The sequence below is a fragment of the Allobosea sp. BK604 genome, from assembly GCF_004341515.1.
Taxonomy (GTDB): domain Bacteria; phylum Pseudomonadota; class Alphaproteobacteria; order Rhizobiales; family Beijerinckiaceae; genus Allobosea.
Map to the genome: position 1 here is coordinate 406,773 of NZ_SLZF01000001.1, position 23,638 is coordinate 430,410.

Here is a 23,638-nt window from a genome sequence, read left to right on the forward strand (position 1 = left end):
CGTTTTCTACCCTCCCTCGACAGCGCCATCTGCCATGACGAATGCCCCGGCCCGACGCGCGCTCGTCACGGGCGCGGCTGGTTTTATCGGTTTCCACGTCACCGAATCTCTTCTGAATCAAGGTATCCAGGTCCTCGGAATCGATAATTTAACGCCGTATTATGACCCCGCGCTGAAACAGGCCCGGCTCGACCAGCTGCTGCCGCGCAACGGCTTTTCATTCGAACCGATCGACATCGCCGATTACGACGCGCTGCAAGCCAGCTTTGCGGCCTACAAGCCTGACGCGGTGATCCATCTCGCAGCGCAGGCGGGCGTGCGTTACTCGCTCGACAATCCGCGCGCCTATGCCCATGCCAACCTCGACGGCTTTCTCTCGGTGCTGGAGGCCTGCCGACAGCATCCGGTCAGCCATCTCATCTATGCCTCGTCGAGCTCGGTCTATGGCGCCAATGCCAAGGTCCCGTTCAGCGAGCACGACAGCGCCGACCACCCGGTCTCGCTCTACGCCGCGACCAAACGGGCCAACGAGCTGATGGCCCATTCCTATGCCCACCTCTACGGCATACCGGCGACAGCCCTGCGCTTCTTCACGGTCTATGGCCCCTGGGGTCGGCCGGACATGGCCTATTTCAAGTTCACCAAGGCGATCCTCGAAGGCCGGCCGATCGATGTCTATGCCGAGGCCGGGATGAGCCGCGACTTCACCTATATCGACGATGTCAGCGAGGCGATCGTGCGCCTTGCTTCCCTGCCGCCGGCACCAAATCCTGATTTCGACACGACCTCGCCCGATCCGGCTTCGGCGGCAGCGCCCTTCCGCATCTACAATATCGGCAATCACACGCCGGTCGGGCTCGACCGTTTTATTTCCGTGATCGAGCAGGCTTGCGGCAAGAACGCGGTCAAGCGGCATCTGCCGATGCAGCCCGGCGACGTGCCGGCGACCTATGCCGATGTCCGCGACCTCGCCGCGCGCGCCGATTTCCGGCCGGATACCCCGATCGAGCTGGGCATCGCCCGCTTCGTCGCCTGGTATCGCGAGTTCTACGGCGTGGCCGGCTGAGCGACCCGGCACAGCTTCAAACCAGCGACATCGCCCGCGTCCAGCGCCGCCTCATCTCCCTGTCGGCGGCGCCGATTTGGCGCGGCCGGAGTTTGACTCGCGATGTCCGATGTGCAGTATGCAGCATACAAAAAAATAAGGTGGCGCAACGTAACCGCACCACGGAAGCCTTTGAGGAACGCCAGGAGATTGCGATGTCGTGCCCCGCTGCACGCTTGTGGCGCATAGATCGCTTAGCCGCTCGCTCGCTCTCCATCACTGTTGCCGGGTCCGCCTTGCTGGCGCGGTCGGCAGGCTAGGCCGGGTTCGGTCGCCATGGTGTCAGCTGAACAGCGCGCGCGCTTCCTTGCGTCGGGTGACGATGCCGACCTGCCGATCATCGACGCCCACCATCATTTCTTCGACCTCGACCACAATTATCATCCCTGGCTCAGCGACCATCGGCTGAGCACGTTCCGCTACGGCGATTATTCGGCGCTGTGCCGCAACTTCATGCCGCAGGACTACCGGCAGGCGGCGGCCGGCCACCGCGTCGTCGGCAGCGTGCTGATGGAAGGCGAGTGGGATCCGAAGGATCCGATCGGCGAGATGCGCTGGGCGAGTGGGCTCGATGCCGACGGCCTGGCCGCCGGACTGATCGGGCAGATCTGGCTCGACCGCGCCGATGTCGACGAGGTCGTCGCGGCCTATCACGCCATGCCCAAAGTGCGCAGCGTCCGCCACAAGCCGGCGGCCACCAGCCGCGAGGCCCATACGGCCGCTTTCGCCGCAAAGGGCTCGATGCGGGATCAGCGCTGGCGCGACGGCTATGCCCGGCTCGGCCCCGCCGGCCTGCATTTCGACCTGCAGGTCTTCTGGTGGCATCTCGCCGAGGCCGCGGAGCTGGCGCGGGATTTCCCCGACACCACGATCATCCTCAACCATGCCGGCCTGCCTTCCGACCGCAGCCGGGAGGCGCTCAAGGCCTGGCGCGCCGCACTCGACTGCCTCGCAGCCGAGCCCAATACGCGGGCCAAGATCTCCGGCATTGGCGTGCCCGGCCGACCCTGGACGCTGGAGCTGCAGCAGCCGGTCATCGACGGCGTCATCGCCGCCTTCGGCATCGAGCGCTGCGCCTTCGCCAGCAATTTCCCCGTCGACGGCCTCACCGCCTCCTTCGGCACGATCTTCGACGTGTTCAAGGCGGCAACCCGCTCGCGCAAGCCTGAGGAAAGGCTCGCGCTGTTTCACGACAATGCAGCCCGCTGGTACGGCCTCGAGCCATCCCGCGGCGCGGGAGAACACGCATGACGTTGCAAGCATGGCTGCTGCGGGCAGTCGAGAACCTGCTGATCGCCGGCTTCGCCGTGATGATCGCGATGGTCTTCGGCAATGTCGTCCTGCGCTACGGCTTCAACTCCGGCATCATCATGTCGGAAGAGGTCTCGCGCATGATCTTCGTCTGGCTCACCTTCGGCGGCGCCTTCCTCGTCGCCAAGGATGGCGGCCATCTCGGCATGACCAGCATTGTCGCCATGCTCGGCCGTAACGGCCGCTGGTGGTGCCGACTCGCGGCCGAAGGCCTGTCTCTCTTCTGCATGGCGCTCGTCGTCATCGGCTGCTGGACGCAAACTGCAATCAATATCGAGAATGCCGCCCCCGTGACCGGTATCCCCGTCGCCGTGATCTACGCGGCAGGTTTCGTCTGCGGCATCGGCATCGGCGCGCTCAACCTGATCGCGCTGTTCGACCTCGTCACCGGCCGCATGCCTGATTCCGCCCTCGTGGTTGGCGCGGAATCGGAGGAACTGACGAACTTCGAAGCCAAGCAGGCCGAGGAGCGGAGCAAGTGACCGTCTTCGTCTTCCTCGGCTCGCTGCTCGGCGCCATGGCGATCGGCATGCCGATTGCCACCGCCCTGCTCGTCTGCGGCGTCGCGTTGATGATCGAGCTCGATACGTTCGATGCGCAGATCCTCGCACAGAACCTCGTCAGCGGCGCCGACAGCTTCCCGCTGATGGCGGTGCCCTTCTTCATGCTTGCCGGCGAGCTGATGAATGCCGGCGGCCTGTCAAAGCGCATCATCGCGCTCGCCGTCTCCCTGATCGGCCATGTCCGCGGCGGGCTCGGCTATGTCGCCGTCATCGCCGCATTGGTCATGGCGAGCATCTCCGGCTCGGCCGTCGCCGACACCGCGGCGCTCGCCGCCATCCTGCTGCCGATGATGAAGCAAGCCGGCTATCGCCTCGACCGCTGCTGCGGCCTGATCTCTGCCGGCGGCATCATCGCCCCGGTCATCCCGCCTTCGATCGGCTTCGTTGTCTTCGGCGTCGCCGCCGGCGTCTCGATCACCAGGCTCTTCCTCGCCGGCATCTTCCCCGGCATCCTGATGGGCCTGGCGCTCGTCATCACCTGGTACGTCATCGCGCGCGACGAGCCGGTCGCCCGTACCGAGCGCGCCAGCATCCGCGAGGTCGCCAAGACCGCCATCGACGGCGTCTGGGCGCTCGCCCTGCCCATCCTGATCATCGGTGGCATGAAGGCCGGCGCCTTCACGCCGACCGAAGCAGCGGTCGTCGCCGCGGTCTATGCCGGACTGGTTGGCTATTTCATCTATGGCGAGCTCAAGCTGGAGGATATTCGCCCGGCCATGCTCGCGGCGCTAAAGACGTCGGCCGCGGTGATGTTCCTGGTCGCGGCGGCGCTGGTCTCGGCGTGGCTCATCACCATCGCCGACATCCCCGGCGAGGTCGCCAGGCTGCTCGGCCCGCTGATCGACAACAAGACGTTGCTGATGCTGGCGATGATGCTGCTCGTCATCGTCGTCGGCACGGCGCTCGACTTCATCCCGACCGTCCTGATCCTGACGCCGGTGCTGATGCCGATCGTCAAGCAGGCCGGCATCGACCCGGTCTATTTCGGTGTCATGTTCATCGTGAACAACGCCATCGGCCTGCTGACCCCACCGGTCGGCACGGTGCTGAACGTCGTCTGCGCCGTCGGCAACATCTCCATGGACAAGGTGATCAAGGGGGTGATGCCTTTCCTGCTCGCCCAGATCGCCGTGCTGGCGCTGCTCATCTTCATTCCCGAGCTGGTGACCATCCCGGCCAAGTTCTTTTATGGGCGCTGACGGTTTCGCCGGCGCCTCCCCGTCCTTCGACCTGAGTTCACCCGGAAGTTTAGGAGAGACAAGATGACACTGACCCGTAGAACCGCCCTGAAGGGCGCCGGCGCCGGCATCGCGCTGTTTTCGATCGGCAACCCTGCGCTCGCCCAGGCCTCCCGCCTGCGCTTCGCCCATCCGCATCCGGAATCCGACAGCTGGCACAAGGCCGCGCTGATCTTCGCCGAAGAGGTCAAGAAGCGCACCGGCGGCAAGTATGAGGTCCAGGTCTTCCCGAACGGCGCCCTCGGCTCCGACTCGCAGACCATCAGCGCGGTGCGCGGCGGCTCGCTCGACATCTGCCTGACCGGCAACCCGTTCTTCACCGGCCTCGCCCCCAAGCTCAACGTGCTCGACCTGCCCTTCCTGTTCCAGAGCCGCAAGCATGCCGGCGCTGTCATGGACGGCCCGATCGGCGAGGGCCTGCGCAAGGATCTCGAGGGCTCGAACCTGAAGGCGCTCTCGACCTGGGAAATCGGCTGGCGCAACCTGACCAACAGCAAGCGCCCGATCGCCGCTCCGGCTGATCTGAAGGGTCTTAAGATCCGCACCACCCCGAACCCGGCCCATATCCGCGCCTTCCAGCTGCTCGGCGCCGTGCCGACCCCGATGGCCTTCACCGAACTCTTCACCGCGCTCGAGACCGGCGCCGTCGACGGTCAGGAGAACCCGGTCACGCTGATCCTGAACGCCAAGTTCAACGAGGTTCAGAAGCACCTTTCGCTGACCCGCCACGCCTTCACCACCGGCCCGGTCGTGATGAACAAGACGAAGTTCGACGCGCACCCGGCCGATCTCCAGAAGATCCTGGTCGAGGTCGCGGCCGCCTGCGCCGTTCAGCAGCGCCAGATGAACGAGGATACCGAGGCCGGCAGCCTCGACGCCCTCAAGAAAGCCGGCATGCAGGCGGTCGAGAATCCAGACCGTGACGCCTTCGCCAAGATCGTCCAGGTCGAGGTCGAGAAGGAATTCGTCGGCAAGTTCGGCGGCGACGTGCTGGAGCAGATCAAGAAGGCTTCGGTCTGAAGCGACCCGAGCCGAAAGGTCCGCCTGCGGCGAAGCACGCGCCTGAGTCCCAGGACTGGCATATTGAGGCCATCTCGTTCGGCGAGATGGTCTCAATAGGTCACTTTGCTACCGAGGCGCGGCGCGAGTTGGCGAAAACGGAGACTTCCGGCACACCACGCGATCGCTATCGCGATCAACTACGACCGCGTAGAACATGAGTCTCAAACCGGCGCCCGCCGCGTTGGCCTCCGATGCACACCACCTCCGGCGAGGATAGGCAAGCCACATTTTCAAAGTGCGGTGCTCCACGACGTAGCGCTTTGAAGTCGAGGCGATATGTCGGCATCCCTAGACAGCGTTCGGCGTACTGTGCTTGAAGGCAGCCCATCGGCTGGCCTGTGAACGAACCTGCGAATTCGGCCACTTAGGCTAAGCCTCATCGTTCGGCGTATATGGTGACTAGTTTGAATAGCGCTGTTTCTCCCCGCGCCCGCCCCACTCCACGGCAGTTGGCGATTGCCGATCTGACGGCTTCCCTGCGCTCAACAGGCTTCTGGATGAACCTGGCCTGGAGCGACATATTGCAGCGCTACCGGGGCTCGCTTATCGGCCCGTTCTGGCTGACGATCAGCTCGGGCGTGTTCATTTTCGGGCTTGGGCCGCTCTATTCGACCCTGTTTGGTCTCAACGTCAAAACCTATTTGCCGTTCATGGCGATCGGGCTGCTCATTTGGACCTTTATAACCGGCGTCATAAACGAATCCTGCCGCGGCATGCTCGACAACGCCTCGATCATGAAGCAGATCAAGCTGCCGCGAACATTCTTCATCTTCCAGATTCTGGCCCGAAACTTTATTATCCTGCTCCATACTCTACCGATCTATGTGGGCGTTTTCTGGTACTGTGAGCTAAGCTTGAATGCCAACATGCTGCTGGTCTTCCCGGGCCTGCTGCTTTTGCTTGCGAACACGTTCTGGATCGGCCTCTTGCTGGCCATTGTCTGCGCCCGCTTCCGGGATGTGACGCAGATTGTCGGCAGCGTCCTGCAGCTCAGCTTTTTCCTCACGCCGATCATCTGGAACCCGCGAACCCAGCATGCGCCGTCCTGGATCGTCGATCTCAATCCCTTCTATGCGCTGATTCAACTGGCTCGCGCGCCGCTCATGGGCGAACCACTTACGGCGAAAGTCCTGGCAATGGCCTGTTTCTGCTTGCTTGTCGGTGGAGGCCTGACCGCGTGGCTGTTCATCCGCGCCCGCAAGCAGATCGTGTACTGGATTTGATGATGTCCGTTGTTCTGCTTGATCAATTATCGATCGAATTTCCGATCCTTCATACCGGCCATCGATCTTTCAAGAAAACGATGCTGGCGCGCGCCACCGGCGGTATGATCCTGCAGGATGCGAAGGCTGCACCCGTCGTTCGCGCCTTGTCGGATATCTCGGGTGCAATGCAGGCTGGAGACCGCGTCGGGCTGATCGGCCCCAATGGCGCCGGCAAGACCACGCTCCTGCGCGCCATCGCTGAAATCTATGAACCAACCCGCGGCTCGGTCTATACCGAGGGACGCGTCATGGCGCTGCTCGACCTGAGCCTCGGCATGAACCACGATATCAGCGGGCATGAGAACATCCGCCTGCGTGGCCGCTACCTTGGCCTGAGCGCAAGAGAGATCGAGGCCTTGGCCCCCGAGATTGCTGCCTTTACCGAGCTGGGCGAATATCTCGACATGCCGACCAGGACCTACTCCTCCGGCATGTTGCTGCGGCTCGCCTTTGCGATCGCGACCAGCATCAGACCCGACATCCTGCTGCTCGACGAATGGATGCTGGCCGGCGACGCAACCTTCGTTTCGAAGGCGCGCGCACGCATGGAGCGTTTTGTAGAGCAGACGAAAATCCTGGTTCTCGCCTCGCATTCGGAAGCCATCATCCGGCAATGGTGCAACAAGGCGATGTTCCTGAAGGGGGGCGAGCTCGTCGGCTACGGCGATGTCGAGGAGATGTTCGGGCTCTATGGCGAGTACATGGCAACCGAGGCGGCGTAATCCGGCGACTGGACCAATAGTTCCGATACGTGATCCTGCTGCCCACCGCTGAGATCCAGACAAGGAGCGGGTTCGGCGTCGCGGTAGTTGAAAGACGGTTATGCGAACCAGAAGCCTTGCTTCGCTCCGGCGGAAGATCGCCATCATGCTCGGCCGCAAGCGGCCACCGACCGGTCGTCTGGTCGCGGAAATCCCGTTCGTCATTGGCGGCACCCGTTTCAGCGGAGACTGCGCGATCGGCATGTTCAGCTATGTCAACGGCTCGCTCGACATGAGCTGGACCACGATCGGGCGATATTGCTCGATCGGCGAAGAGGTCATCATCAACCCTGGCAACCATCCGCTGAACTGGGTCTCCACCCATCCTTTCGCCAGTGACCCCAGCGGGGTTTCGGCTGGCATGTCAGATTCACCGGATTATCACGCAATTGCTCTCACGCATGCTGAAGGGCCTCGCGACATGAGGGCCGACCGGGTCACGATCGGTCACGACGTTTGGATCGGCACGCGCGCCATGATTCTCGGTGGCGTCACGATCGGCCACGGCGCGGTGGTAGCCGCCGGGGCCGTCGTCACCAAGGATGTCGAGCCCTATTCGATCGTCGGCGGCGTCCCGGCGCGTCATTTGCGCCATCGGTTGCCGCAGGAGCAGTACGACGAATTGCTGCGCTTGGCCTGGTGGGATTGGGATCTCGCCGCGTTTGGGCCGATCCGCGATTATTCCCTGGTACCGGCGTTCATCGAGCGCTTGAAAGCAGGGATGGCGGACGGTTCGCTTCGGCGTGCGGCGCCGAAGATCAAGATCATACGTTAGAGCCCTGCGCTGGACTTGTGCTCGTCGGCGCGGCGGATTAACTCGCACCACCATCTTTATCCTGCATCCGGCCTCCACCACCGATGAGGCTCGGACCGCGTGAAAGGCCTGCACGATGCGTCAGTTGCTGAAGTCCCTGGCCTTGGCCGTCCCCGAGATTCGTCGACTTCAGAACGAGCGCGACCAGGCCAAGGCCGACCTGACGGCCGCGCAGCGCGAACTCGCCGCGGCGCGCAGCGGCGTCGGGCTCGCCGCCGGATCCGGCGCGGCCCTGCAGACGCTGGAGGGCACCCCCTACTCCCGCTACGCCGTGCCGATCGAGTATCTGCCGTCGCGCGATTTCCAGCCGCGCTGGGGCTACAGCAAGCCGCGCATTCCCTCGCTCGATACCTGGTTTCGCGGCCATGCGGCCGACTACACCGCCTTCATGCAGCAGATGCGGGCCCATGCGCCCGAACTGGCGCGGATACCGCTCGAATTCAGCGAAGCCAACCTGCCTCTTCCGGCCTGGGCCGGCGTGCCCTACTGCGCCTTCGACGGGCTGACGCTCTACACGATGGTGCGCACCCACAAGCCGAAGCGCTATCTCGAGATCGGCTCCGGCATCACCACCTGCTACGCCAGGCTCGCCGTCAAAGATGGCGGTCTTGACACCAAGATCACCTCGATCGATCCGGAGCCGCGCGCCAAGATCGACGCCATTTGCGACGAGATCGTCCGCGACGGGCTCGAGACCTGCGACCTAGCGATCTTCGACACACTCGAGGCCGGCGACATCCTGTTCTTCGACGGCTCGCACCGCACCTTCATGAACTCGGACGTGACGGTGTTCTTCATCGACATCCTGCCCCGCATCAAGCCCGGCGTGATCGTGCATATCCACGACATCGCGCTGCCCTGGGACTACGACAACTTTTTCAAGAACTGGTACTGGAACGAGGCCTATATGCTGGCCGTCTACATGATGGGCAACCAGCATCGCATCGACCCGCTGATGCCGACAGGCTATATCTGCCGCGACGGCGCCTTCGAGGCAGAGCTCGCCAATCCGTTCGTCGATCTCGGCAAATTCAATGACGGCTGGCGCGGCGGCGGAGCGATGTGGTTCACGCACAAGCCGTGAGCCGGATCACCCTGCCCGCGCCAGCATCACATGCCCCATCCGCTCGATCCTGTACCCGAGGGGCACCAGAATGGCCTCGCAGGCTTCGTCGGTGAGCTTCATCGAGCCCGGATGCTCATGGATGTCGATGGACAGGAACGGCTTGTAGCGCTCCAGCATCGCGCGCGCGCCGAGCAGGACCTTATCCTCGAACCCCTCGACATCGATCTTGATGACGATCCTGCTCGCGCTGGCATAGTCGAGCTGGTCCGCGAGCTTGTCCAGGGTGGTGACGGCGACGGTCAAGGGCTTCGCGCCCTCGTATAGTTGCTCCTCGGCCGTTTGCAGCCGCGAGCCTTCCGGCAGGAAAGGCGTATCACCGACCTCGTCCTCGGGCAGTTCCATGAACGCGAGAGAGCCTTCTGCATCCGAGAGCGCGTAGGGCAGCACGGTGACGCCCTTGGCGCCGTTGCGCTGGAGCGTCGCCTCCAGATAGTCCCTCGCGCGCAGCGACGGCTCGAAGGCGACGAGCCTCACCTGCTTGTCGAGCGACAGGGCATAGGGCACCGTCATCGCGCCGGTTGCGGCGCCCACATCGAGGAAGAGCGCTCCGTCGATCAGCTCGGCCTTCATCCGGTCCGAATGGCCGGTCTCGACCATGAGTTCGATGGAATGGTCGGAACTGGCGCCGATGCAGTTGCGCATGGTCATCAGTGTGTAGCGTGGCAGGGTCATCGGCACGCCATTCAGCTTGACCCTGAACCAGGCATCGGTCTGCGATGCCATGATCGCGTCGAGCCTGCCGCGCACCAGCGCACGCCAGCCCAATTCCTGCGCAATTCCCGCCGCCTGCTCCAGCGGCATCGTCCGCCAGTCCGGCGTGCCCGGCCGCACGAAGGCGAAGGTGCCGACGAAGCGGCGCAGCGCAGCTTCGCAAAGCGGGCCTTCACGCAGCCAGCGGATCATCGGAACGGAAAGGGCCAGACGCTTCAGTTCAGACATGCTCGGGATTCCGCATGGCGTGAAGTGGCAGGAGCCAGGGCCGTCGAAGTCGATCTAGAACACCACCGGTGGCTGCATGCCGTCGAAGCCCGCATAACGGTAGATCACCGCGCCATTCCAGCGGAAAGTGGGGTCAGCTCCGCTGATGAATTCGATATAGGGCGTGATCTTGCCAGCGACGCGCATGTTGAAGGCCCAGTCGCGATAGGTCTCCGCCATCAACCTGCTATAGGTGTGATAGCGCTGCACCCGGCCGCGATCGGTATCGATACCGGCATAGATCTCGTTGTCGCGCCCATCCGCCGTAAACTCGGTGCGGCAGACGTAGCGGCCGGCCGGCAGTTCGAGATGTGCCTTCAGGGCGACATTGCCATTAGCCGCGATGTTGAACATCTCCGGCGTCAGCCGTGCCACCTCGACAGGTTCGCCTGCATTGAAATACCGGTCCGAAGTCGCTTCGCTCTCGTGAACAAAAAGAATGTTGGCGATAGTGATGCCGGCGTCGAAATCCTCCACCGAGCGGATGCGGCGATAATTCGACAGATCGACCGCAACGTAGCCGGCTGCCGTCAGCAACTCGTGACAAGCCATGTCGTTCGGGCTCTGCTCGAGGATGAGGATGGGCTTGCCTTCGGCTAGAATCCGCTTCGCGCCCTTCAGTGCGTCGAGTTCGGCGCCCTCAATATCCATCTTGATGATGCGCGGCATCAGGCCGGTCGCGGTGACGAAATCATCGAGCGCCAGCGTTTCGACGCGGTAGCTGGCACCGCCTTCGGCGCCGAGATTGTTGTAGATCGAATCGTTGAGGTGATCGCCCGGATAGAGCGTCACGATCTCATGCGAGGTGTGATAGACCGCGCGATAATAGAGCGACACGTTGCTGCAGCCTGCCTGGACCAGATTGTAATGCGTCTTGTCGATGATGCGCGGGCTCGCCTCGAAGGCGCAGACCGTCCCGCGCGGCCCAACGTGTCGCGACATGATCGCCGCCAGGGCGCCGGCATTGGCTCCGACATCGAAGGCGATGTCGCCGGGTCTGCAATAGTCGCGGAGCGCGATCTGGACCATCGCCTCCCAAAAATTCGGCTCCCAGAATTTCGGAATCGGGAAGCTGCTGGCGGCGGCGTGGGCTTCGCTCATCGGGTCACTCCAGGCAGGCTGATAGACGACCGGTGCTTCGAACGGCTTGGCCGCCGGCGCCTGAAAACTTGGATCTTGGCGGGAAACCGCTGCTTCGAGGGCGCCGACGCGCTCGCGCAGATGTCCGACCGCTTGGCTGATGTCCTGGAGTTGACCCGCCATCGCCCTGGCCAACCCCAGATAGCGACGCGCGCCGTTCATCAACCGCTGTCTCAACTGCATCGAAGCCCCCGCAACGTCAGGCAATTCCGTAATCGCTCGATAGCACCCTGCGCACGCCCTCGACGAGGCCAACCTTCGGCTGCCAACCCGTCGTGCTCAGAAACTGGCTTGCGTCCAGCGTTTTATAGGAAGCTCCCTTGAAGGTGCCGGGCGGGTAGGTGATCGCCGCCTTCCACCCCAGGGCCTCGACCACGGCACGCGCCGATTGGTCGATCGTCACCGGGGCGTTCGACGAACAGTTCAGCATGGCGTTCTCGAAGGCTCCATCGGCCGCGAGGATGGCCGCGATCTGGTCATCGACATAGAGCAGGTCGCGCACCGTGTCGGGCTCCCCCCAGACCGTGAAGGCCGCGGCGCCGTCGCGCATTTCCTTCACCGCCCTGTCGATCATGCCGGTCATGAAATGCGTCCGCTCCGGTGCCTTGTGATCGCCGGGCCCGTATACTGTCGCGAGGAAGAGGTGGAGATAGCGCAGACCGTACTGCGACGCGTAGGTCTCACTGCCAACCGCCAGCAGCTGCTTGGCCAGTCCGTAGCCACGGACGCTCTGATGCATCGGCCCCGACTGGAACTCACCCTCGACGATGGGCTTGTCGCTTTCGGGAAAGGCGCAGGAGCTGCCGGTCGAGATCAGCTTGGCCTGGGGCTGGTGCAGCCGCCAGGCCTCCAGCACGTTGAGGTGGATGCGGGCGTTGATGGCGATCAGTTCGCCCTGGATGCCGTACTGGACCTGCCCGGTACGCTGGCGCGTGACCAGATGGAGGATGCGCTCGACCTTCGGCGCAGCTTTGAAGACACGCAGCGCGACTTCGGAATCGGAGAGGTCTCCCGCCGAGCGGCCAACCGGGTGATAGGCCCAGCCGCGTTCCTTGAAATAGCGCACAAAGTTTCGGCCGAGGAAGCCGTCGCTACCGAGGATCAGCGTCGTGCCGTTGTCAGGGGTTGAAGCCATGTCGCTCCCATTCCAGGCGATACCACGCAACGGTGGGTTTCATGCCCTCTTCCAGGCTGGCGAAATCGAGCCCGAGAGCCTCACGGATGCGCTGCGAGGTCGAGACCCGCTTGGCCGGGCCGAAGGCGCCCGGCTTCCCGGCCTCGATCGGTTTCTCCCGCCCGGCTACCTTCAGCACGGTCGTCGCCAGATCCTGCAGTGTCGTGGTGTGTCCCGTGCAAAGGTTGTAGGTCTCGTTGCGGCCCCGCCAGGCCAGCGAGCGGCTGAAGGCCTCGACCACATCCCCGACATAGACGAAATCGCGCTCCACCATCGGATCGCCTTTGATGGCGAAGACCGGATCGTCGTTCAGCGCCTTCATCACGAAGGCCGGCGCGACATGCGCCTTGGTCAGCGTCACGCTGTCATGGGCGCCATAGGGATTGGACAGGCGAAAGACCACGCTGTTGACGCCGAAGCGCTGAGCGTAGAGTCCGGCGATGACCTCGGCCCAGCGCTTCGACCAGGCGTAGAAGGCCTCGTTGGGGTTCGGCGGGGCGTTGAGGTCGACCGGGACAGCGTCATCCATCACCCCCAGCCCGGCCTCGTAGACTGCGACCGAACTGGCGAGGCGAACCTCGGAGATCTTCCGCTCGGCGCAGAAATGATAGACCTGCGTGTTCAGTTGGACATTGTTGAGGACGATGTCGCTTTGCGCCAGGTCGAAGCGCCCGGAATCGTAGCGGAAAGCCCCGACATGGATGACGACCGTGTCCGGCGGCAACACCGGCAGCGTCGCAAGTTCCGATAACGGCACCACCTGCGTGCAGCCCGGCACCGTCCGCGTGCCGCCGGTGACCCCGATTAACCGTTCGACGCGGCCGGACAGCGCCTGTGCCAGATTCCGGCCGACAAAGCCGCTGGCGCCGAACAGGACGACGGCGGACGGCAGCCCGCTCATTTCACCGCATCTTTGCCGATAACCTGCAGCTGTGGCACAGGCACGATGAACTCTCCGCCCGACGCGAAATAGTCCTGCTCCTTGGCGATGAACTCCGACAGGAAGTTCCAGGCCAGCACAAGATAGGCATCGGGCCGCTTCTCGCCCTCGGCGATGATCGGGATGCGCGAGCCCGGCATCATGTAGCCAACCTTCATCGGGTTCTTCTCGGTCGCCTGCTGGACCAACTCGGGCCCGATACCGAAGCTGTTGACCAGCGTCGCACCTTTGGCAGGCGCGCCATAGGCGTAGACGCTCTTGCCCTCGGCTTTGTAGCGCTGGAGGAGGGCGACGAGATCGTCGCGCAGCTTCCAGACGTTCTTGGCGAAGGTCTCGTAGGTCTCGAACTCGCCGAATTTCTTGGCCGCCTCGTCGGCGCGCATCGCGAGGACCGACTGGCCGACCGGACGCTTGCCCTTCGGCGCCACGTGGATCTCCAGCGAGCCCCCGTGGATGTCGACGATGCCGGCCTCGAAGACCTCGAGCCCGTGCTGCGCGAACAGCGCCTCGATCGACTTCAGCGTGTAGTAGACCAGATGCTCGTGATAGACCTGATCGAAGGCAAGATTCTCGAGCATGCCGCCGAGATAGATCGCCTGCACGACGAAGACGCCGTCATCAGTCAGGAGCTTCTTCACGCCTTCGATGACGCTGTGTAGCTCCTCGAGATGGAAGAACACGCCTGCCGCCGTGACCAGCGAGGCCTTACCCTCCTTGCTGACGATCTCCTCGGCAGTCGTATCGTTGAAGAAGCGCACCCAGGTTGGCACGCCGCGCTTCAGCGCCAGCTCGACCACGTTGGCGGCCGGATCGATGCCGAGCACGCGCAGCCCCAGCGGCTGGTACTGCGCCAGCCACGAGCCATCATTGGCGCCGATATCGACGACGAGATCGCCTGGCTTCAGCCCATAGGTTCGGGTCAGACGCTCCGCCGTCTCCTTGAAATGCGCGACCAGGGTCTTGGTCGTGCCGGAGACGTAGGGATAGTCCGTGAACATACTTTCCTTCGGGATCGTATGATCGATCTGCACCAAGGTGCAGCTCCGGCAGAAGCCGACGCGAAGCGGATAATAAGGCTCGCGCTGATCCTTGAGCCCTGGCGGAATCAGGCGATTGCAATGCGGCTGATCTCCAAGGTCCAGAAACAGCTCCACGTCCTTCGATCCGCAACTGCGGCAAGCGATACCCAGCGAGGTCATCTTGTCAGGTCTCATCCATCTGTCGGTGTTCGTCGGCGGTCTCGTCCGTCGAGGGAGCTCACGTACTCCAGGACCACCAGTGCTGCTCATGTCGGTTATCGTTGAAGAGGTTGTAGTGCGGCCGCTGCGGCAGGCCGAACTCGACCTGATCCGCCCGCTCCCAGTCCTGCAGCTTTAACAGCATCCGCATCAGCTGGAGCTGACGCTTCCGCGGCCCGAGCTGCAGGTTGAGCTCATCGGTCTGCTTGGCGGCACCAAGCAGGCGCCCGCTCGAGCGCAGTGCCGCTTCGGCGAAGGCTCCGGACTCGCCCCGGCGGTTCAGATAGGCCGCGGTCGCGGCCGCCAGATCGAAATCCGTGCTGTAATGGTAGCAATACGACTTGCGATAGGTCAGCGCGCGGCGGAACAACTCCTCCGCCTCCGCCACAGGATGTGCATCGTAGCTGTAGGCGATACCGGCCTCGGTCCGGTGCAAATACCACGCCCGCAGATCCTCGATCTCGGCGCGCGGATTCTGCGTCGTCCGTTCCTCCGGATAATTGTTGAACACGCCGAGCCGCTTGGGCACGTGCAGCGTATTGATATGGGTGAGCACGCGGCCCTTGAACTCAGTGTCGCCGGCGGCCCGGAAATCCTCGTCGTAATAGCCGAAGCGCTCGTGGATCGACTTGCGGTAGACCCCGGCCACCCAGCTCAGGTAGCACGTCTCCAGGCGGATCAGCGAGGGATCGAAGCCGGTGCGGTCATAGACCATCACATCGTGGTTGAAGATGCCGGCCTTGTCGACCTCGGTCACGATCGAATCGGCCATCACCCAGTCGACCTTCGGGTCGCGGTCGAGTGCTTCCACCAGGATCGAGAGGCAGTCGGGATGCATCCCCTCGTCCGCCCCTAGGAAGGTCAGATAGGGCGCGCGCGCCAGCTTGATGCCGCGATTCCAGGCGGCCTGGATGGTTTCGCGCTTCTCCGAGCGGGCGAACACGATCGGCAGCGACCGCTCGCTGCAATAGGCCTTGAAGACCTCATATTCCTCGGTCGGCGAGGCGCTGTCGACCAGCACGACCTCGACCTGCCCCGCCCGCGTCAGCGACTGAGCCGAGATGTTGTCGAGCAGTGTGCGCAGCTTGGATTCGGCATTGTAGAGCGAGACGATGACCGAGACCTTCGGGCTGCCGCCGGCTGGCCTGCGGTCGTCCAGCAGCGCGAGCGGAAGGTCCGGCTTCGTCAGATTGCGGCGATACTGCTCGTCGAGGATGGCGCGAGAGCGCTCCAGCGCATGCTCTTCGGGGCCGAACATCGCCTCGGCCGCCTCGGCCTCGCGTACATAGCCCGCGCCGCGCAGCGTCTCCGCCACGAAATCGAGATCATCGAACTGATCCTTGCCGAGCCAGCGCATGACCCGCAGGCAATAGGTCGCCGCGATCAGGTCGCCGCCGCGCTGCAGCTCGAGCCGAGCCATGTCGCGGGTGATCTGCGCCCGGGCGACCCGGATCGAGCCGAGCTCGGAGGAAACGCGGCCAAGCTTCTTGACGATGTCGCTGTCGGTGCGTTCGGCGAGGCTGAGCAATCGCTTCCGCGTCCCCTCGACCGCAGCCGCCGAGCGGATCTGGACAAGGCTCGCCGCGTCAAGGTCGGCGTATTTGGTCAGCGCCTTGGTAACGAGGTCCTTGACCGGCGCGAGCGCGTGCTGCCAGGGCTGTGCCCCGCTGAGAGTGCGCTTGGCCGATCCGAGCCTGAGCCTGACTTGCCGCAAATTGCGCTTCACTTCGGGAGGCAAGTTCTTGGCGGCCACAAGGCGGGCCCGTCCGAGAAGACTGCGATCGTTGGGACGATGCGGCCGATTGAAGTTGTCAAAGCGATGGCGGAATTCCGCGACGCTTCGCACCGCCGCACGGTCCTTGTTCCCCAAGGGCTCGTACATGATCTCCAGCGCCCGGTCGTCCGCCCGCATGGGTCGCGCCAGCAGGGTATCGACGATGCGGCGGCGCGTGCCGTCGTAATCGGCGAGTGCCGTCCGGATGCGATCTGCCGCAGAACGGCTGCAATCGATGTCGATCACGAGATCGGACAGCTCCGGATAATGCTCCTCGATCCAGCCCGCCGCGCCCGCCCGGCGCGAGATGAAGGCGGGGCAACCATGGCGGAGCGCCTCGAGCACCACGAGGTTGAACTGGTCGTAGCGAGAGGGCAGCACGACGAGGCTCCTGCCGCGAAAGAACTCGCTCAGCTGGGCCGGAGTCCAAGGCTCCACCGATTGCAGCGTGACCTGCCGCAGCCGCGCCATCGCCTCGATCGTCGCGGCCGAGCCAATGCCGGTGGGGTCGACGACTTCCGAGCCGACCAGCATGGCGTTGCGATAGGATGCGGGGTCGAGGCACCAGGCGATATCGGCAAAGATATCGGGGCCTTTCCGCCGCTCGCGGCGGCCGATGAAGGCGACGTCCGGCTTTTCGCCGGTGATAGGTGCCTGCACCGGCTCCGTCGCGCCGATGATGTGAAGCGGGTCGATCATGCGCGCCGTAAGGCCCGTGCGCCGCTCCCACTCAGCAGCATAGGGGCCGCTGAGCGCGTAACGCGCGTCGACGCTGCGATATTGCAAGCGTTCGCGAATGCGCAGCTCGGCCAGGCGCCGGCTCGAGGCCGAGCTATGCGGCCAGATATCGTTCAGCGCACTGGAGATCGTGCCGTGCAGCGCCAGCGCCACAGTGCCGATGCGAATACCATGCGCCTCAAGGGCGCCGCGGATGAACAGGCCGTAGGTGTAGTAGTCGGGCGTATCGACGACGTCGAACTGGCATGCTCCGAGGGCGTTCTCGACGGCTGCGGCAAGTTGCCAAGCCTTCAGATAGTCCCAGTACAGATGCAGCGTCTCGGCTGGAAGATTGCGGAGATTGGCCGAATAGATCCGCTCCAGCGGAATCCCGACCGCATTCGCCGGACGCGGCGCCGAAACCGGCTCGTCCTGAAGGAAATAGAAATAGGTATTCTCGGGCGATTGCTCGATGAGCTTACGATAGCTCGATTGGCCGCCGCCGACCGTCTTGTAGATATCGGTATCGGTGATCAGGACACGGCGCCCCCGCCGTGTCCCGTCGAAAGCCGCGACATCCAGGCCCGCATGAGCGCCGCTCGCGGCGACGCGCATCAACGGCTGTCCGGCTTCGATCTTCTCACGGTTGTTCATATGCTCGGGGAGCCCTTGTGCAAGTTGAATGTTTCGCGAGCGAGATGCGTGCTGTCCAAGTCAGGACGATTATATTCCCACGCGACCGCCCCCTCCCCAAGACTTTTTGGCGTGCACTGCAGCGTATTGCAACCATTATTGCATAGCTTAACCCGGAAGCGACCGCTCAACGGCCCTCCGCTACCCGGCAACGGACGCCGAAAATTAGATAGCTGCCTTATCAGTTCTGCAACACGACCGAACCTTGCCGGTCCATATCGATCGGGATCAAGAAGGCGGATTTCATCCGCTCGTTGAAAGCCGCCCTTTGCGCAGGCGGCACGACCATAAGCAGGAAGCCGCCGCCCCCGGCCCCGCAGAGCTTGCCGCCATAGGCGCCGGCAGCGATCGCAGCGTCGTAGAGCTCGTCGATCATCGGGTTCGAGACCTTGCTCGAAAGGCTACGCTTGATCATCCAGCCTTCGTGCATCATGGCGCCGAAAGTCTTGAGCATCAGCTCGGGGTCGCTGCCCTCGAGCACCTCGACCGCTTGCCCGGTCAGCGCCAAGAGCTCGCTGAGCTCGCGATCGACCTTGCGCTGCTTGGTCAGCTCCATCTGCTCCTTCACCGTGGCCGAGGCCGAGCGCTGAATGCCGGTATAGATCAGCACCAGCGACGAGAGCAGAACATTCTGGCTCTCGGAATGCATCTGCACCGGAGAGATGCGGATGCGGCCGTCGATGAAGTCGAAGCGGTTGAGGCCGCCGAAGGAGGCATGCAACTGGTCCTGCACGCCGACGCTGTCGCTGAGCAGCTCGCGCTCGGCATGGATCGCGGCCAGCCCGAGATCGAGCCGGGTTACCGGCTCCGCCTTCAACGCCTTGAGCAGGTTGATCAGGCCGACGGTGAAGGACGAGGAGCTGCCGAGCCCGCTGCTCGCCGGAAGATCGGCGATCACGCTCATGTCGAGCGCATCGTCGACGCTGTAATACTTCAACACCTCCCGGATCACCGGATGCTGGATCTCGTCGAGCGTCTTAGTGTTCTCGAGGCGACTGTAGCTTAGGCGGTACTTGTAGTCGATGAAGGTCGCCAGGCGCAGAGCACTGATATAGATGTACTTATTGATGGCCATACCGACCACGGCACCGGGAAACCGCGAGAAATACTCGGGATAATCGGTGCCTCCGCCGAAGAAGCTGACGCGCAGAGGAGTCCGCGAAGTGATGAGCATTGTGCGTTCCTGGCCCCGACGCAGGCGCGCCCGAAGCCGCGCACATCCTAGCTTCCCGGATGATCAGACGTTCGAGAACTTGCTGTTTCGAATCATGTGGTAACCGCGGATCAGTTCCTGGATGCCGGCATCGAGCGAATGGTCAGGGGCCCAGCCGGTCGCCTCGATCTTGGCGTTGGATACGATGTAGTCGCGCTTGTCGGGATCCTCGCCGACCGGCGATTCCAGATAGGTAAACTGTGGGACGTAGCGTTTGATGCGCTCGCACAGCTCGATCTTCGACAGGTTCGCGTCCGATAGCCCAACGTTGAAGGCGTTGTTATTGTTCTTGTCGTAGCTCGCCAGCATGTGGCGGAACGCCTTCGAGACATCGCGCACATGGATGTAATTGCGCTTGAAGCTGCCCTCGAAGATCACCACGGCACGGTCGGTAACCGCGCGATAGGTGAAGTCGTTGACCAGCAGATCGATGCGCATCCGCGGGGCCATGCCGAACACGGTCGCGAGCCGCAAGGTGATGCCGTTGCCACTGTCGAGAACGGCCTTCTCGGCATCGCATTTCGTCGTGCCGTAGAGCGAGATCGGGTTGAGCGGCGTCTCCTCGGTGCAGAACGCGTCCTTGGCGCCGACGCCGTAACCCGAATTCGTCGTCGGATAGATGATGCGCTGCGACGAGCTGAGCAGGTTCACCGCCAGGCGGACGGCATCGAGATTGGTCGTCGTCGCGTTCAGCGGGTCGAGCTTGCACAGCGGCGCTCCGACCAGAGCCGCAAGTGGGATCACGACGTCGGCGCGCGCGACCAGTGACTTCATCAGGCCTTCATCGCGCGCATCACCACGCACCGGCTCGAAATTTGGATCGGCGCACAGCTGTGCCAGCACGGTGTCGTTACGGTTATAAGTATCCAGCGCAATGACCTGATGCCCCTCGCGGAGCAAATCGGGGATGAGTATGCAGCCAATATAACCGGCCGCCCCGGTCACCAAAATACGCTGTGCCATCTATAAAGCCTCGACCTTGAATCGTTCACGGCCAGCCATCGAGTCTGGTCCGCAGCGCACCGGCTCTTTAAACAAAGGGGGAAATGACCACAACCCCTCCGCCTTGGCTATCCCTCGGCCTTGACGGCACCCTTCAAGGGCGTTTAACCGGGCGCGCTGATGGGACGGCGAGTATGTCCGCGGCGTCCCGCGCTAGCGAAAGCAGTCACCGTGAGCATCCTGTCCTATCTTGAAGAGTCGCGCCGTGTCATCGCGGCCAGCGAGAGCCATCCCGGCGTCCAGGCGGTCGATGGAGCGGTCGCGCTGATCATTGAGGCGCTCGCCGCCGGCAAGGCCCTCTTGGTCTGCGGCAATGGCGGCTCGGCCTCGGACGCCATGCACATCACCGGAGAGCTGGTCGGGCGCTTCCTGAAAGAGCGGAAGGCACTGAACTGCATCTGCCTGTCCAGCAATGCCAGCGTCCTGACCGCTTGGTCGAACGACTATTCGTTCGAGACCGTGTTTTCGCGCCAGGTCGAGGCCTACGGCCAAGCTGGCGGCGTCGTGCTCGGCCTCAGCACCTCCGGTAATTCCGCCAACATCATCAAGGCGTTCGAGACCGCCCATGCGCTCGGCATGAAGACGATTGGCCTCACCGGCGAGGGCGGTGGCGCCATGGCCGCCCATAGCGACGTGCTGGTCGACGTACCCTCGCGCTCGACGCCGCTGATCCAGCAGGTCCATATCGTCCTCTACCATTATATCTGCGAGCACGTTGAAGCCGCCATGCTTGGACGATGACGCTGACGGACGCCACGCACGCCAAGGCCGCAGCCACTCCGGTGGAGAATGTCACCGCCGTCATTCTCGCCGGCGGACAGGGCACCCGCATCCGCGCTCTCTTCCCCGACGTGCCGAAGCCCCTGATCCCGGTGGCCGGCCGGCCCTTCCTCGACTGGCTCACCGCCTATCTTGCGGCGGCGGGCTTGCGCAGCTTCGTCTATTCTACCGGCTACAAGGGCAGCCAGATCGCGGATTGGTGCCGCAACGGCGCCTTTCCCGATTGCCGTCGCATCAGCGTCTATGAGGACCAGCCGCTCGGGACAGGCGGCGGCCTGCTCAACTGCGTCGACGATGCCGCCGACTGGCTCCTCGTCGCCAACGGCGACGGACTGTGCATGACCGGCATCGACGCGCTCCTTGCCCTGCGCCACGAACCTGAGGTCGATGGTGGATTGATCGGCGTGCATGTCGCCGATACCTCGCCCTATGGCAGCCTCGACAGCGACGAGGCAGGTCGCCTGCTGCGCTTCCGCGAAAAGCAGCCGGGGACCGGCTATGTCAACAGCGGCATCTACCTGTTTCGCAAGTCGATCCTCGAACCGCTACGCCGGCAGGGAGCATCCAGCCTGGAACGGGATCTCATCCCCGAAATGCTTGCAGCAGGCCGAACGCTCAAGGTTGTGCGCTGCGCCGAAGCGCCGTTCATCGATATCGGCACGCCCGAGGCGGTCGCGCGGGCGGACGAATTCGTCTTGACCCACCTCGCCCAGCTGCGCCACGCCCCATAGCAAGAGCCGGATCGTCGCGGACATCCGCCCACGGCGCGTGCAGAGCATGAACAAGGTTTCCGATCGAATGAAAAGCGCCGTCTGGTTCTGGGGAACGGGAGGCGCCGGCTCGCGGGTCATGATCCGGGTTGCGGGTCGCCTTGCCGAGACCTTCGGAGCCCCCGCAACCGCCTTGCTGATTCATCGCGACAACGATTTCCTCGCTGCAGGCAGGGCTGCGGGATATTCCGTCTTCACGGTCTCTGGTGCAGCCGGGCACGGCGCCAAGCTGCGCCTGCTGCTCTCCGCGCCATGGCGAGCTCTACGCCTGTTCGTTGCGCTGCTGAGCCATCGCCCCCGGGTCGTCATCATTCCGATGAATTTTGCCCTTGCCTGCCCGCTGGCTCTGATCCCACGCCTGCTCGGCTGCAAGCTCATCTATTTCGTCCATGATGCGGAGCCTCACTCCGGCGATTTCGCACCTGGCTGGCAGCGCATGACCCAGCGCTGGCTGATCGCGCGGTCGCAGCGCGTCGTGGCCATGTCCAGGCATGTCGCCGAGCGGCTGCTCGAGCTCCATCCTGACCTTTCGCCGGGGTGCCTGGATGTCGTGCCTCTGCACATGCTCGCCCGCTCGCCAAGGCGGGGCGGCAGGCCCAATCCCGACGGTCCGTTGCGCTTTCTCTTCGTTGGCCGCCTGCTCCACTACAAGGGGCTCGACCTGCTTGCCCAGGCCCTCGCCCTGCTGCCGCCAGATGCCGATTGGCGGCTGACAATCGCCGGCGACGGGCCGCAGCGCGAGCAGGTCCTCTCCTGGTTCGGCGGGATGGCCAATGTCGACCTGACGCGGTTGCGCTGGCTTGAGGAGGATGAGATCGAGAGCCTGATCGACAGCCACGACATCATGATCTGCCCCTATCGCGATGCGAGCCAGTCCGGTTCCATTGTCGAGGCGCTCTATGCCGGCATGCCGAGCCTGGTTACGCCATCCGGCGCGCTAACAGAGCAAATCAACCATGGCTCGGCCGGCTGGATCACCGCAGCCGCCACGCCGGAAGCGATCGCAGCGACCCTCTCCGGCTGCATCGCGGAACGCGATGGCTATGCCGAACGCTCCGCTGCGGCCGCCGCCTTCGCCCAGGCCGAGCTGGCGGGCAATGCCTGGTCGGAGATCCTCGCCAAGACGTTCGCACCGCGGGAGGTGGGAGGGGCTTCCGCGCCCGCTCCCGAAGCGTCCGGGACCGACCGGAATTGAGGACGCAGCCCGTGAATCAATTGCACCTTATCGACGGAATCGGCCTTTGGGCGGAGCGTCGAACCCTGAACGAGCTGGCGCACAAGCCTGCCTTGTTTCTCGACCGCGACGGCGTCATCGTCGAGGAAACCCACTATCTCGGTCGCGTCGAGGACGTCGCCATGGTTCCTGGTGTCGCCGAAGCGGTGGCCAAGGCGAATGCCCGCTCGGTTCCCGTCATCCTGGTCACGAACCAGGCGGGCATCGCACGGGGATTTTATGGCTGGGAGGATTTCGGCAAGGTCCAGGCGGCGATCTGTGCCGCGCTTGCCGAGGTCGGTGCCGAGCTCGACCTCGTGCTGGCGTGCGGTTACCACAATGTCGGGTCTGGCCCGCTCGCCGTGGCCGACCATCCCTGGCGCAAACCCAATGACGGCATGCTCGCCTACGCGGCCGAGCAGCATGCGATCGCATTGGAACGGTCCTGGATCATCGGCGACAAGCTATCGGACATCTCGGCAGGAGCACAGGCGGGCCTCGCCGGCGGTTTCCTGGTACGGACCGGGCATGGTGCGGCCGAGATCAAGGCCCTGGCGGACCAGGCGCCGGCATGGCGAAAGCCCTTCTCCGTCGGCGTTCGCGAGAATGCGGCCGTGGCGATCGAGGAACTGCTGGCGAGCGGGCGGCTGTGATGGCATGCTTTCAGGGCCCGGTCCGGTCGAACGCCTCGCGAACGGCCAATCATGGTGGCGCCGCACAGGCTCGCCTTCGAAAGCCCGGAGCCGGCAAGGCCGGCGCTG

At 63.8% G+C, this 23,638-nt stretch carries 21 protein-coding genes; 13 read left to right on the forward strand and 8 right to left on the reverse strand.

Annotated features, from left to right (window positions below; translation table 11 throughout):
- Window positions 1-34: 34 nt before the first annotated feature.
- The 9 genes from EV560_RS02090 to EV560_RS02130 all read left to right on the forward strand — a co-directional run bounded on the left by EV560_RS02090 (window position 35) and on the right by EV560_RS02130 (window position 9,203).
- Window positions 35-1,066: an NAD-dependent epimerase gene (locus EV560_RS02090; RefSeq protein WP_131853514.1), complete on the forward strand. Its 1,032-nt coding sequence runs from the start codon at window positions 35-37 to the stop codon at window positions 1,064-1,066.
- A gap of 315 nt (window positions 1,067-1,381) precedes the next feature.
- Window positions 1,382-2,356: an amidohydrolase family protein gene (locus tag EV560_RS02095; protein WP_131853516.1), complete on the forward strand. Its 975-nt coding sequence runs from the start codon at window positions 1,382-1,384 to the stop codon at window positions 2,354-2,356.
- Complete coding sequence (locus EV560_RS02100; protein WP_131853518.1) at window positions 2,353-2,898, forward strand: TRAP transporter small permease; 546 nt, start codon at window positions 2,353-2,355, stop codon at window positions 2,896-2,898. The genes EV560_RS02095 and EV560_RS02100 overlap by 4 nt, the downstream gene beginning before the upstream one ends.
- The gene (locus EV560_RS02105) at window positions 2,895-4,178 is read left to right on the forward strand and encodes a TRAP transporter large permease subunit (RefSeq protein WP_131853520.1); all 1,284 of its coding nucleotides are present in this window, start codon (window positions 2,895-2,897) and stop codon (window positions 4,176-4,178) included. The genes EV560_RS02100 and EV560_RS02105 overlap by 4 nt, the downstream gene beginning before the upstream one ends.
- A 63-nt stretch (window positions 4,179-4,241) precedes the next feature.
- Window positions 4,242-5,237, forward strand: coding sequence for a TRAP transporter substrate-binding protein (locus tag EV560_RS02110; protein WP_131853522.1), 996 nt, complete (start codon window positions 4,242-4,244; stop codon window positions 5,235-5,237).
- 446 nt (window positions 5,238-5,683) lie between these two features.
- Window positions 5,684-6,502 (forward strand): ABC transporter permease, encoded by an 819-nt coding sequence (locus EV560_RS02115; RefSeq protein ID WP_165923278.1) that lies wholly within the window; start codon window positions 5,684-5,686, stop codon window positions 6,500-6,502.
- Window positions 6,457-7,266, forward strand: coding sequence for an ABC transporter ATP-binding protein (locus EV560_RS02120; RefSeq protein ID WP_248311850.1), 810 nt, complete (start codon window positions 6,457-6,459; stop codon window positions 7,264-7,266). Before EV560_RS02115 ends, EV560_RS02120 begins: the two co-directional genes overlap by 46 nt.
- Window positions 7,267-7,411: 145 nt before the next feature.
- On the forward strand, window positions 7,412-8,080 hold the full coding sequence (locus tag EV560_RS36620) for a CatB-related O-acetyltransferase (protein ID WP_282568828.1): 669 nt from the start codon (window positions 7,412-7,414) through the stop codon (window positions 8,078-8,080).
- Between the two features lie 124 nt (window positions 8,081-8,204).
- Entirely contained in the window at window positions 8,205-9,203 is a 999-nt protein-coding gene (locus EV560_RS02130; RefSeq protein WP_165923279.1) for a class I SAM-dependent methyltransferase, read from the forward strand.
- Between the two features lie 6 nt (window positions 9,204-9,209).
- Here the strand turns inward: EV560_RS02130 and EV560_RS02135 are convergent, their stop codons facing one another.
- From EV560_RS02135 to EV560_RS02170, 8 genes are all read right to left on the reverse strand, one after another.
- The gene (locus EV560_RS02135; protein ID WP_131853530.1) at window positions 9,210-10,184 is read right to left on the reverse strand and encodes an FkbM family methyltransferase; all 975 of its coding nucleotides are present in this window, start codon (window positions 10,182-10,184) and stop codon (window positions 9,210-9,212) included.
- A gap of 54 nt (window positions 10,185-10,238) precedes the next feature.
- Window positions 10,239-11,525 carry an FkbM family methyltransferase gene (locus tag EV560_RS02140; protein WP_165923280.1) on the reverse strand — a complete coding sequence of 429 codons (1,287 nt, stop codon included), beginning with the start codon at window positions 11,523-11,525 and terminating at the stop codon, window positions 10,239-10,241.
- A gap of 37 nt (window positions 11,526-11,562) precedes the next feature.
- Complete coding sequence (locus tag EV560_RS02145) at window positions 11,563-12,498, reverse strand: NAD-dependent epimerase/dehydratase family protein (RefSeq protein WP_131853534.1); 936 nt, start codon at window positions 12,496-12,498, stop codon at window positions 11,563-11,565.
- Complete coding sequence (locus EV560_RS02150; protein WP_131853536.1) at window positions 12,482-13,438, reverse strand: NAD-dependent epimerase/dehydratase family protein; 957 nt, start codon at window positions 13,436-13,438, stop codon at window positions 12,482-12,484. Before EV560_RS02150 ends, EV560_RS02145 begins: the two co-directional genes overlap by 17 nt.
- A complete protein-coding gene (locus EV560_RS02155) occupies window positions 13,435-14,691 on the reverse strand; it encodes a class I SAM-dependent methyltransferase (protein ID WP_348982179.1) in 1,257 nt (418 codons plus the stop codon). The genes EV560_RS02150 and EV560_RS02155 overlap by 4 nt, the downstream gene beginning before the upstream one ends.
- Window positions 14,692-14,734: 43 nt before the next feature.
- The gene (locus tag EV560_RS02160) at window positions 14,735-17,860 is read right to left on the reverse strand and encodes a glycosyltransferase (protein WP_131853538.1); all 3,126 of its coding nucleotides are present in this window, start codon (window positions 17,858-17,860) and stop codon (window positions 14,735-14,737) included.
- A 220-nt stretch (window positions 17,861-18,080) separates the two neighbouring features.
- The gene (locus tag EV560_RS02165) at window positions 18,081-19,073 is read right to left on the reverse strand and encodes a GHMP family kinase ATP-binding protein (protein ID WP_131853540.1); all 993 of its coding nucleotides are present in this window, start codon (window positions 19,071-19,073) and stop codon (window positions 18,081-18,083) included.
- 63 nt (window positions 19,074-19,136) lie between these two features.
- Window positions 19,137-20,075, reverse strand: coding sequence for an NAD-dependent epimerase/dehydratase family protein (locus EV560_RS02170; protein ID WP_131853542.1), 939 nt, complete (start codon window positions 20,073-20,075; stop codon window positions 19,137-19,139).
- 210 nt (window positions 20,076-20,285) lie between these two features.
- Between EV560_RS02170 and EV560_RS02175 the strand changes: the two genes are divergently transcribed.
- The 4 genes from EV560_RS02175 to EV560_RS02190 all read left to right on the forward strand — a co-directional run bounded on the left by EV560_RS02175 (window position 20,286) and on the right by EV560_RS02190 (window position 23,530).
- Complete coding sequence (locus EV560_RS02175; protein WP_248311851.1) at window positions 20,286-20,855, forward strand: D-sedoheptulose-7-phosphate isomerase; 570 nt, start codon at window positions 20,286-20,288, stop codon at window positions 20,853-20,855.
- Window positions 20,852-21,625, forward strand: a complete 774-nt coding sequence (locus EV560_RS02180; RefSeq protein ID WP_131853546.1) for a sugar phosphate nucleotidyltransferase — start codon at window positions 20,852-20,854, stop codon at window positions 21,623-21,625. The genes EV560_RS02175 and EV560_RS02180 overlap by 4 nt, the downstream gene beginning before the upstream one ends.
- Before the next feature lie 67 nt (window positions 21,626-21,692).
- Window positions 21,693-22,859, forward strand: coding sequence for a glycosyltransferase family 4 protein (locus EV560_RS02185; RefSeq protein ID WP_165923281.1), 1,167 nt, complete (start codon window positions 21,693-21,695; stop codon window positions 22,857-22,859).
- A gap of 11 nt (window positions 22,860-22,870) precedes the next feature.
- Window positions 22,871-23,530, forward strand: a complete 660-nt coding sequence (locus EV560_RS02190) for a D-glycero-alpha-D-manno-heptose-1,7-bisphosphate 7-phosphatase (RefSeq protein ID WP_165923282.1) — start codon at window positions 22,871-22,873, stop codon at window positions 23,528-23,530.
- Window positions 23,531-23,638 lie beyond the last annotated feature (108 nt).

Coding starts and splice junctions, on each gene's coding strand:
- EV560_RS02090 (WP_131853514.1), top strand. CDS start 35: ATGACGAATGCCCCGGCCCGACGCGCGCTCGTCACGGGCGCGGCTGGT.
- EV560_RS02095 (WP_131853516.1), top strand. CDS start 1,382: ATGGTGTCAGCTGAACAGCGCGCGCGCTTCCTTGCGTCGGGTGACGAT.
- EV560_RS02100 (WP_131853518.1), top strand. CDS start 2,353: ATGACGTTGCAAGCATGGCTGCTGCGGGCAGTCGAGAACCTGCTGATC.
- EV560_RS02110 (WP_131853522.1), top strand. CDS start 4,242: ATGACACTGACCCGTAGAACCGCCCTGAAGGGCGCCGGCGCCGGCATC.
- EV560_RS36620 (WP_282568828.1), top strand. CDS start 7,412: ATGCTCGGCCGCAAGCGGCCACCGACCGGTCGTCTGGTCGCGGAAATC.
- EV560_RS02135 (WP_131853530.1), bottom strand. CDS start 10,184: ATGTCTGAACTGAAGCGTCTGGCCCTTTCCGTTCCGATGATCCGCTGG.
- EV560_RS02140 (WP_165923280.1), bottom strand. CDS start 11,525: ATGAACGGCGCGCGTCGCTATCTGGGGTTGGCCAGGGCGATGGCGGGT.
- EV560_RS02145 (WP_131853534.1), bottom strand. CDS start 12,498: ATGGCTTCAACCCCTGACAACGGCACGACGCTGATCCTCGGTAGCGAC.
- EV560_RS02150 (WP_131853536.1), bottom strand. CDS start 13,438: ATGAGCGGGCTGCCGTCCGCCGTCGTCCTGTTCGGCGCCAGCGGCTTT.
- EV560_RS02155 (WP_348982179.1), bottom strand. CDS start 14,691: ATGAGACCTGACAAGATGACCTCGCTGGGTATCGCTTGCCGCAGTTGC.
- EV560_RS02160 (WP_131853538.1), bottom strand. CDS start 17,860: ATGAACAACCGTGAGAAGATCGAAGCCGGACAGCCGTTGATGCGCGTC.
- EV560_RS02165 (WP_131853540.1), bottom strand. CDS start 19,073: ATGCTCATCACTTCGCGGACTCCTCTGCGCGTCAGCTTCTTCGGCGGA.
- EV560_RS02170 (WP_131853542.1), bottom strand. CDS start 20,075: ATGGCACAGCGTATTTTGGTGACCGGGGCGGCCGGTTATATTGGCTGC.
- EV560_RS02180 (WP_131853546.1), top strand. CDS start 20,852: ATGACGCTGACGGACGCCACGCACGCCAAGGCCGCAGCCACTCCGGTG.
- EV560_RS02185 (WP_165923281.1), top strand. CDS start 21,693: ATGAAAAGCGCCGTCTGGTTCTGGGGAACGGGAGGCGCCGGCTCGCGG.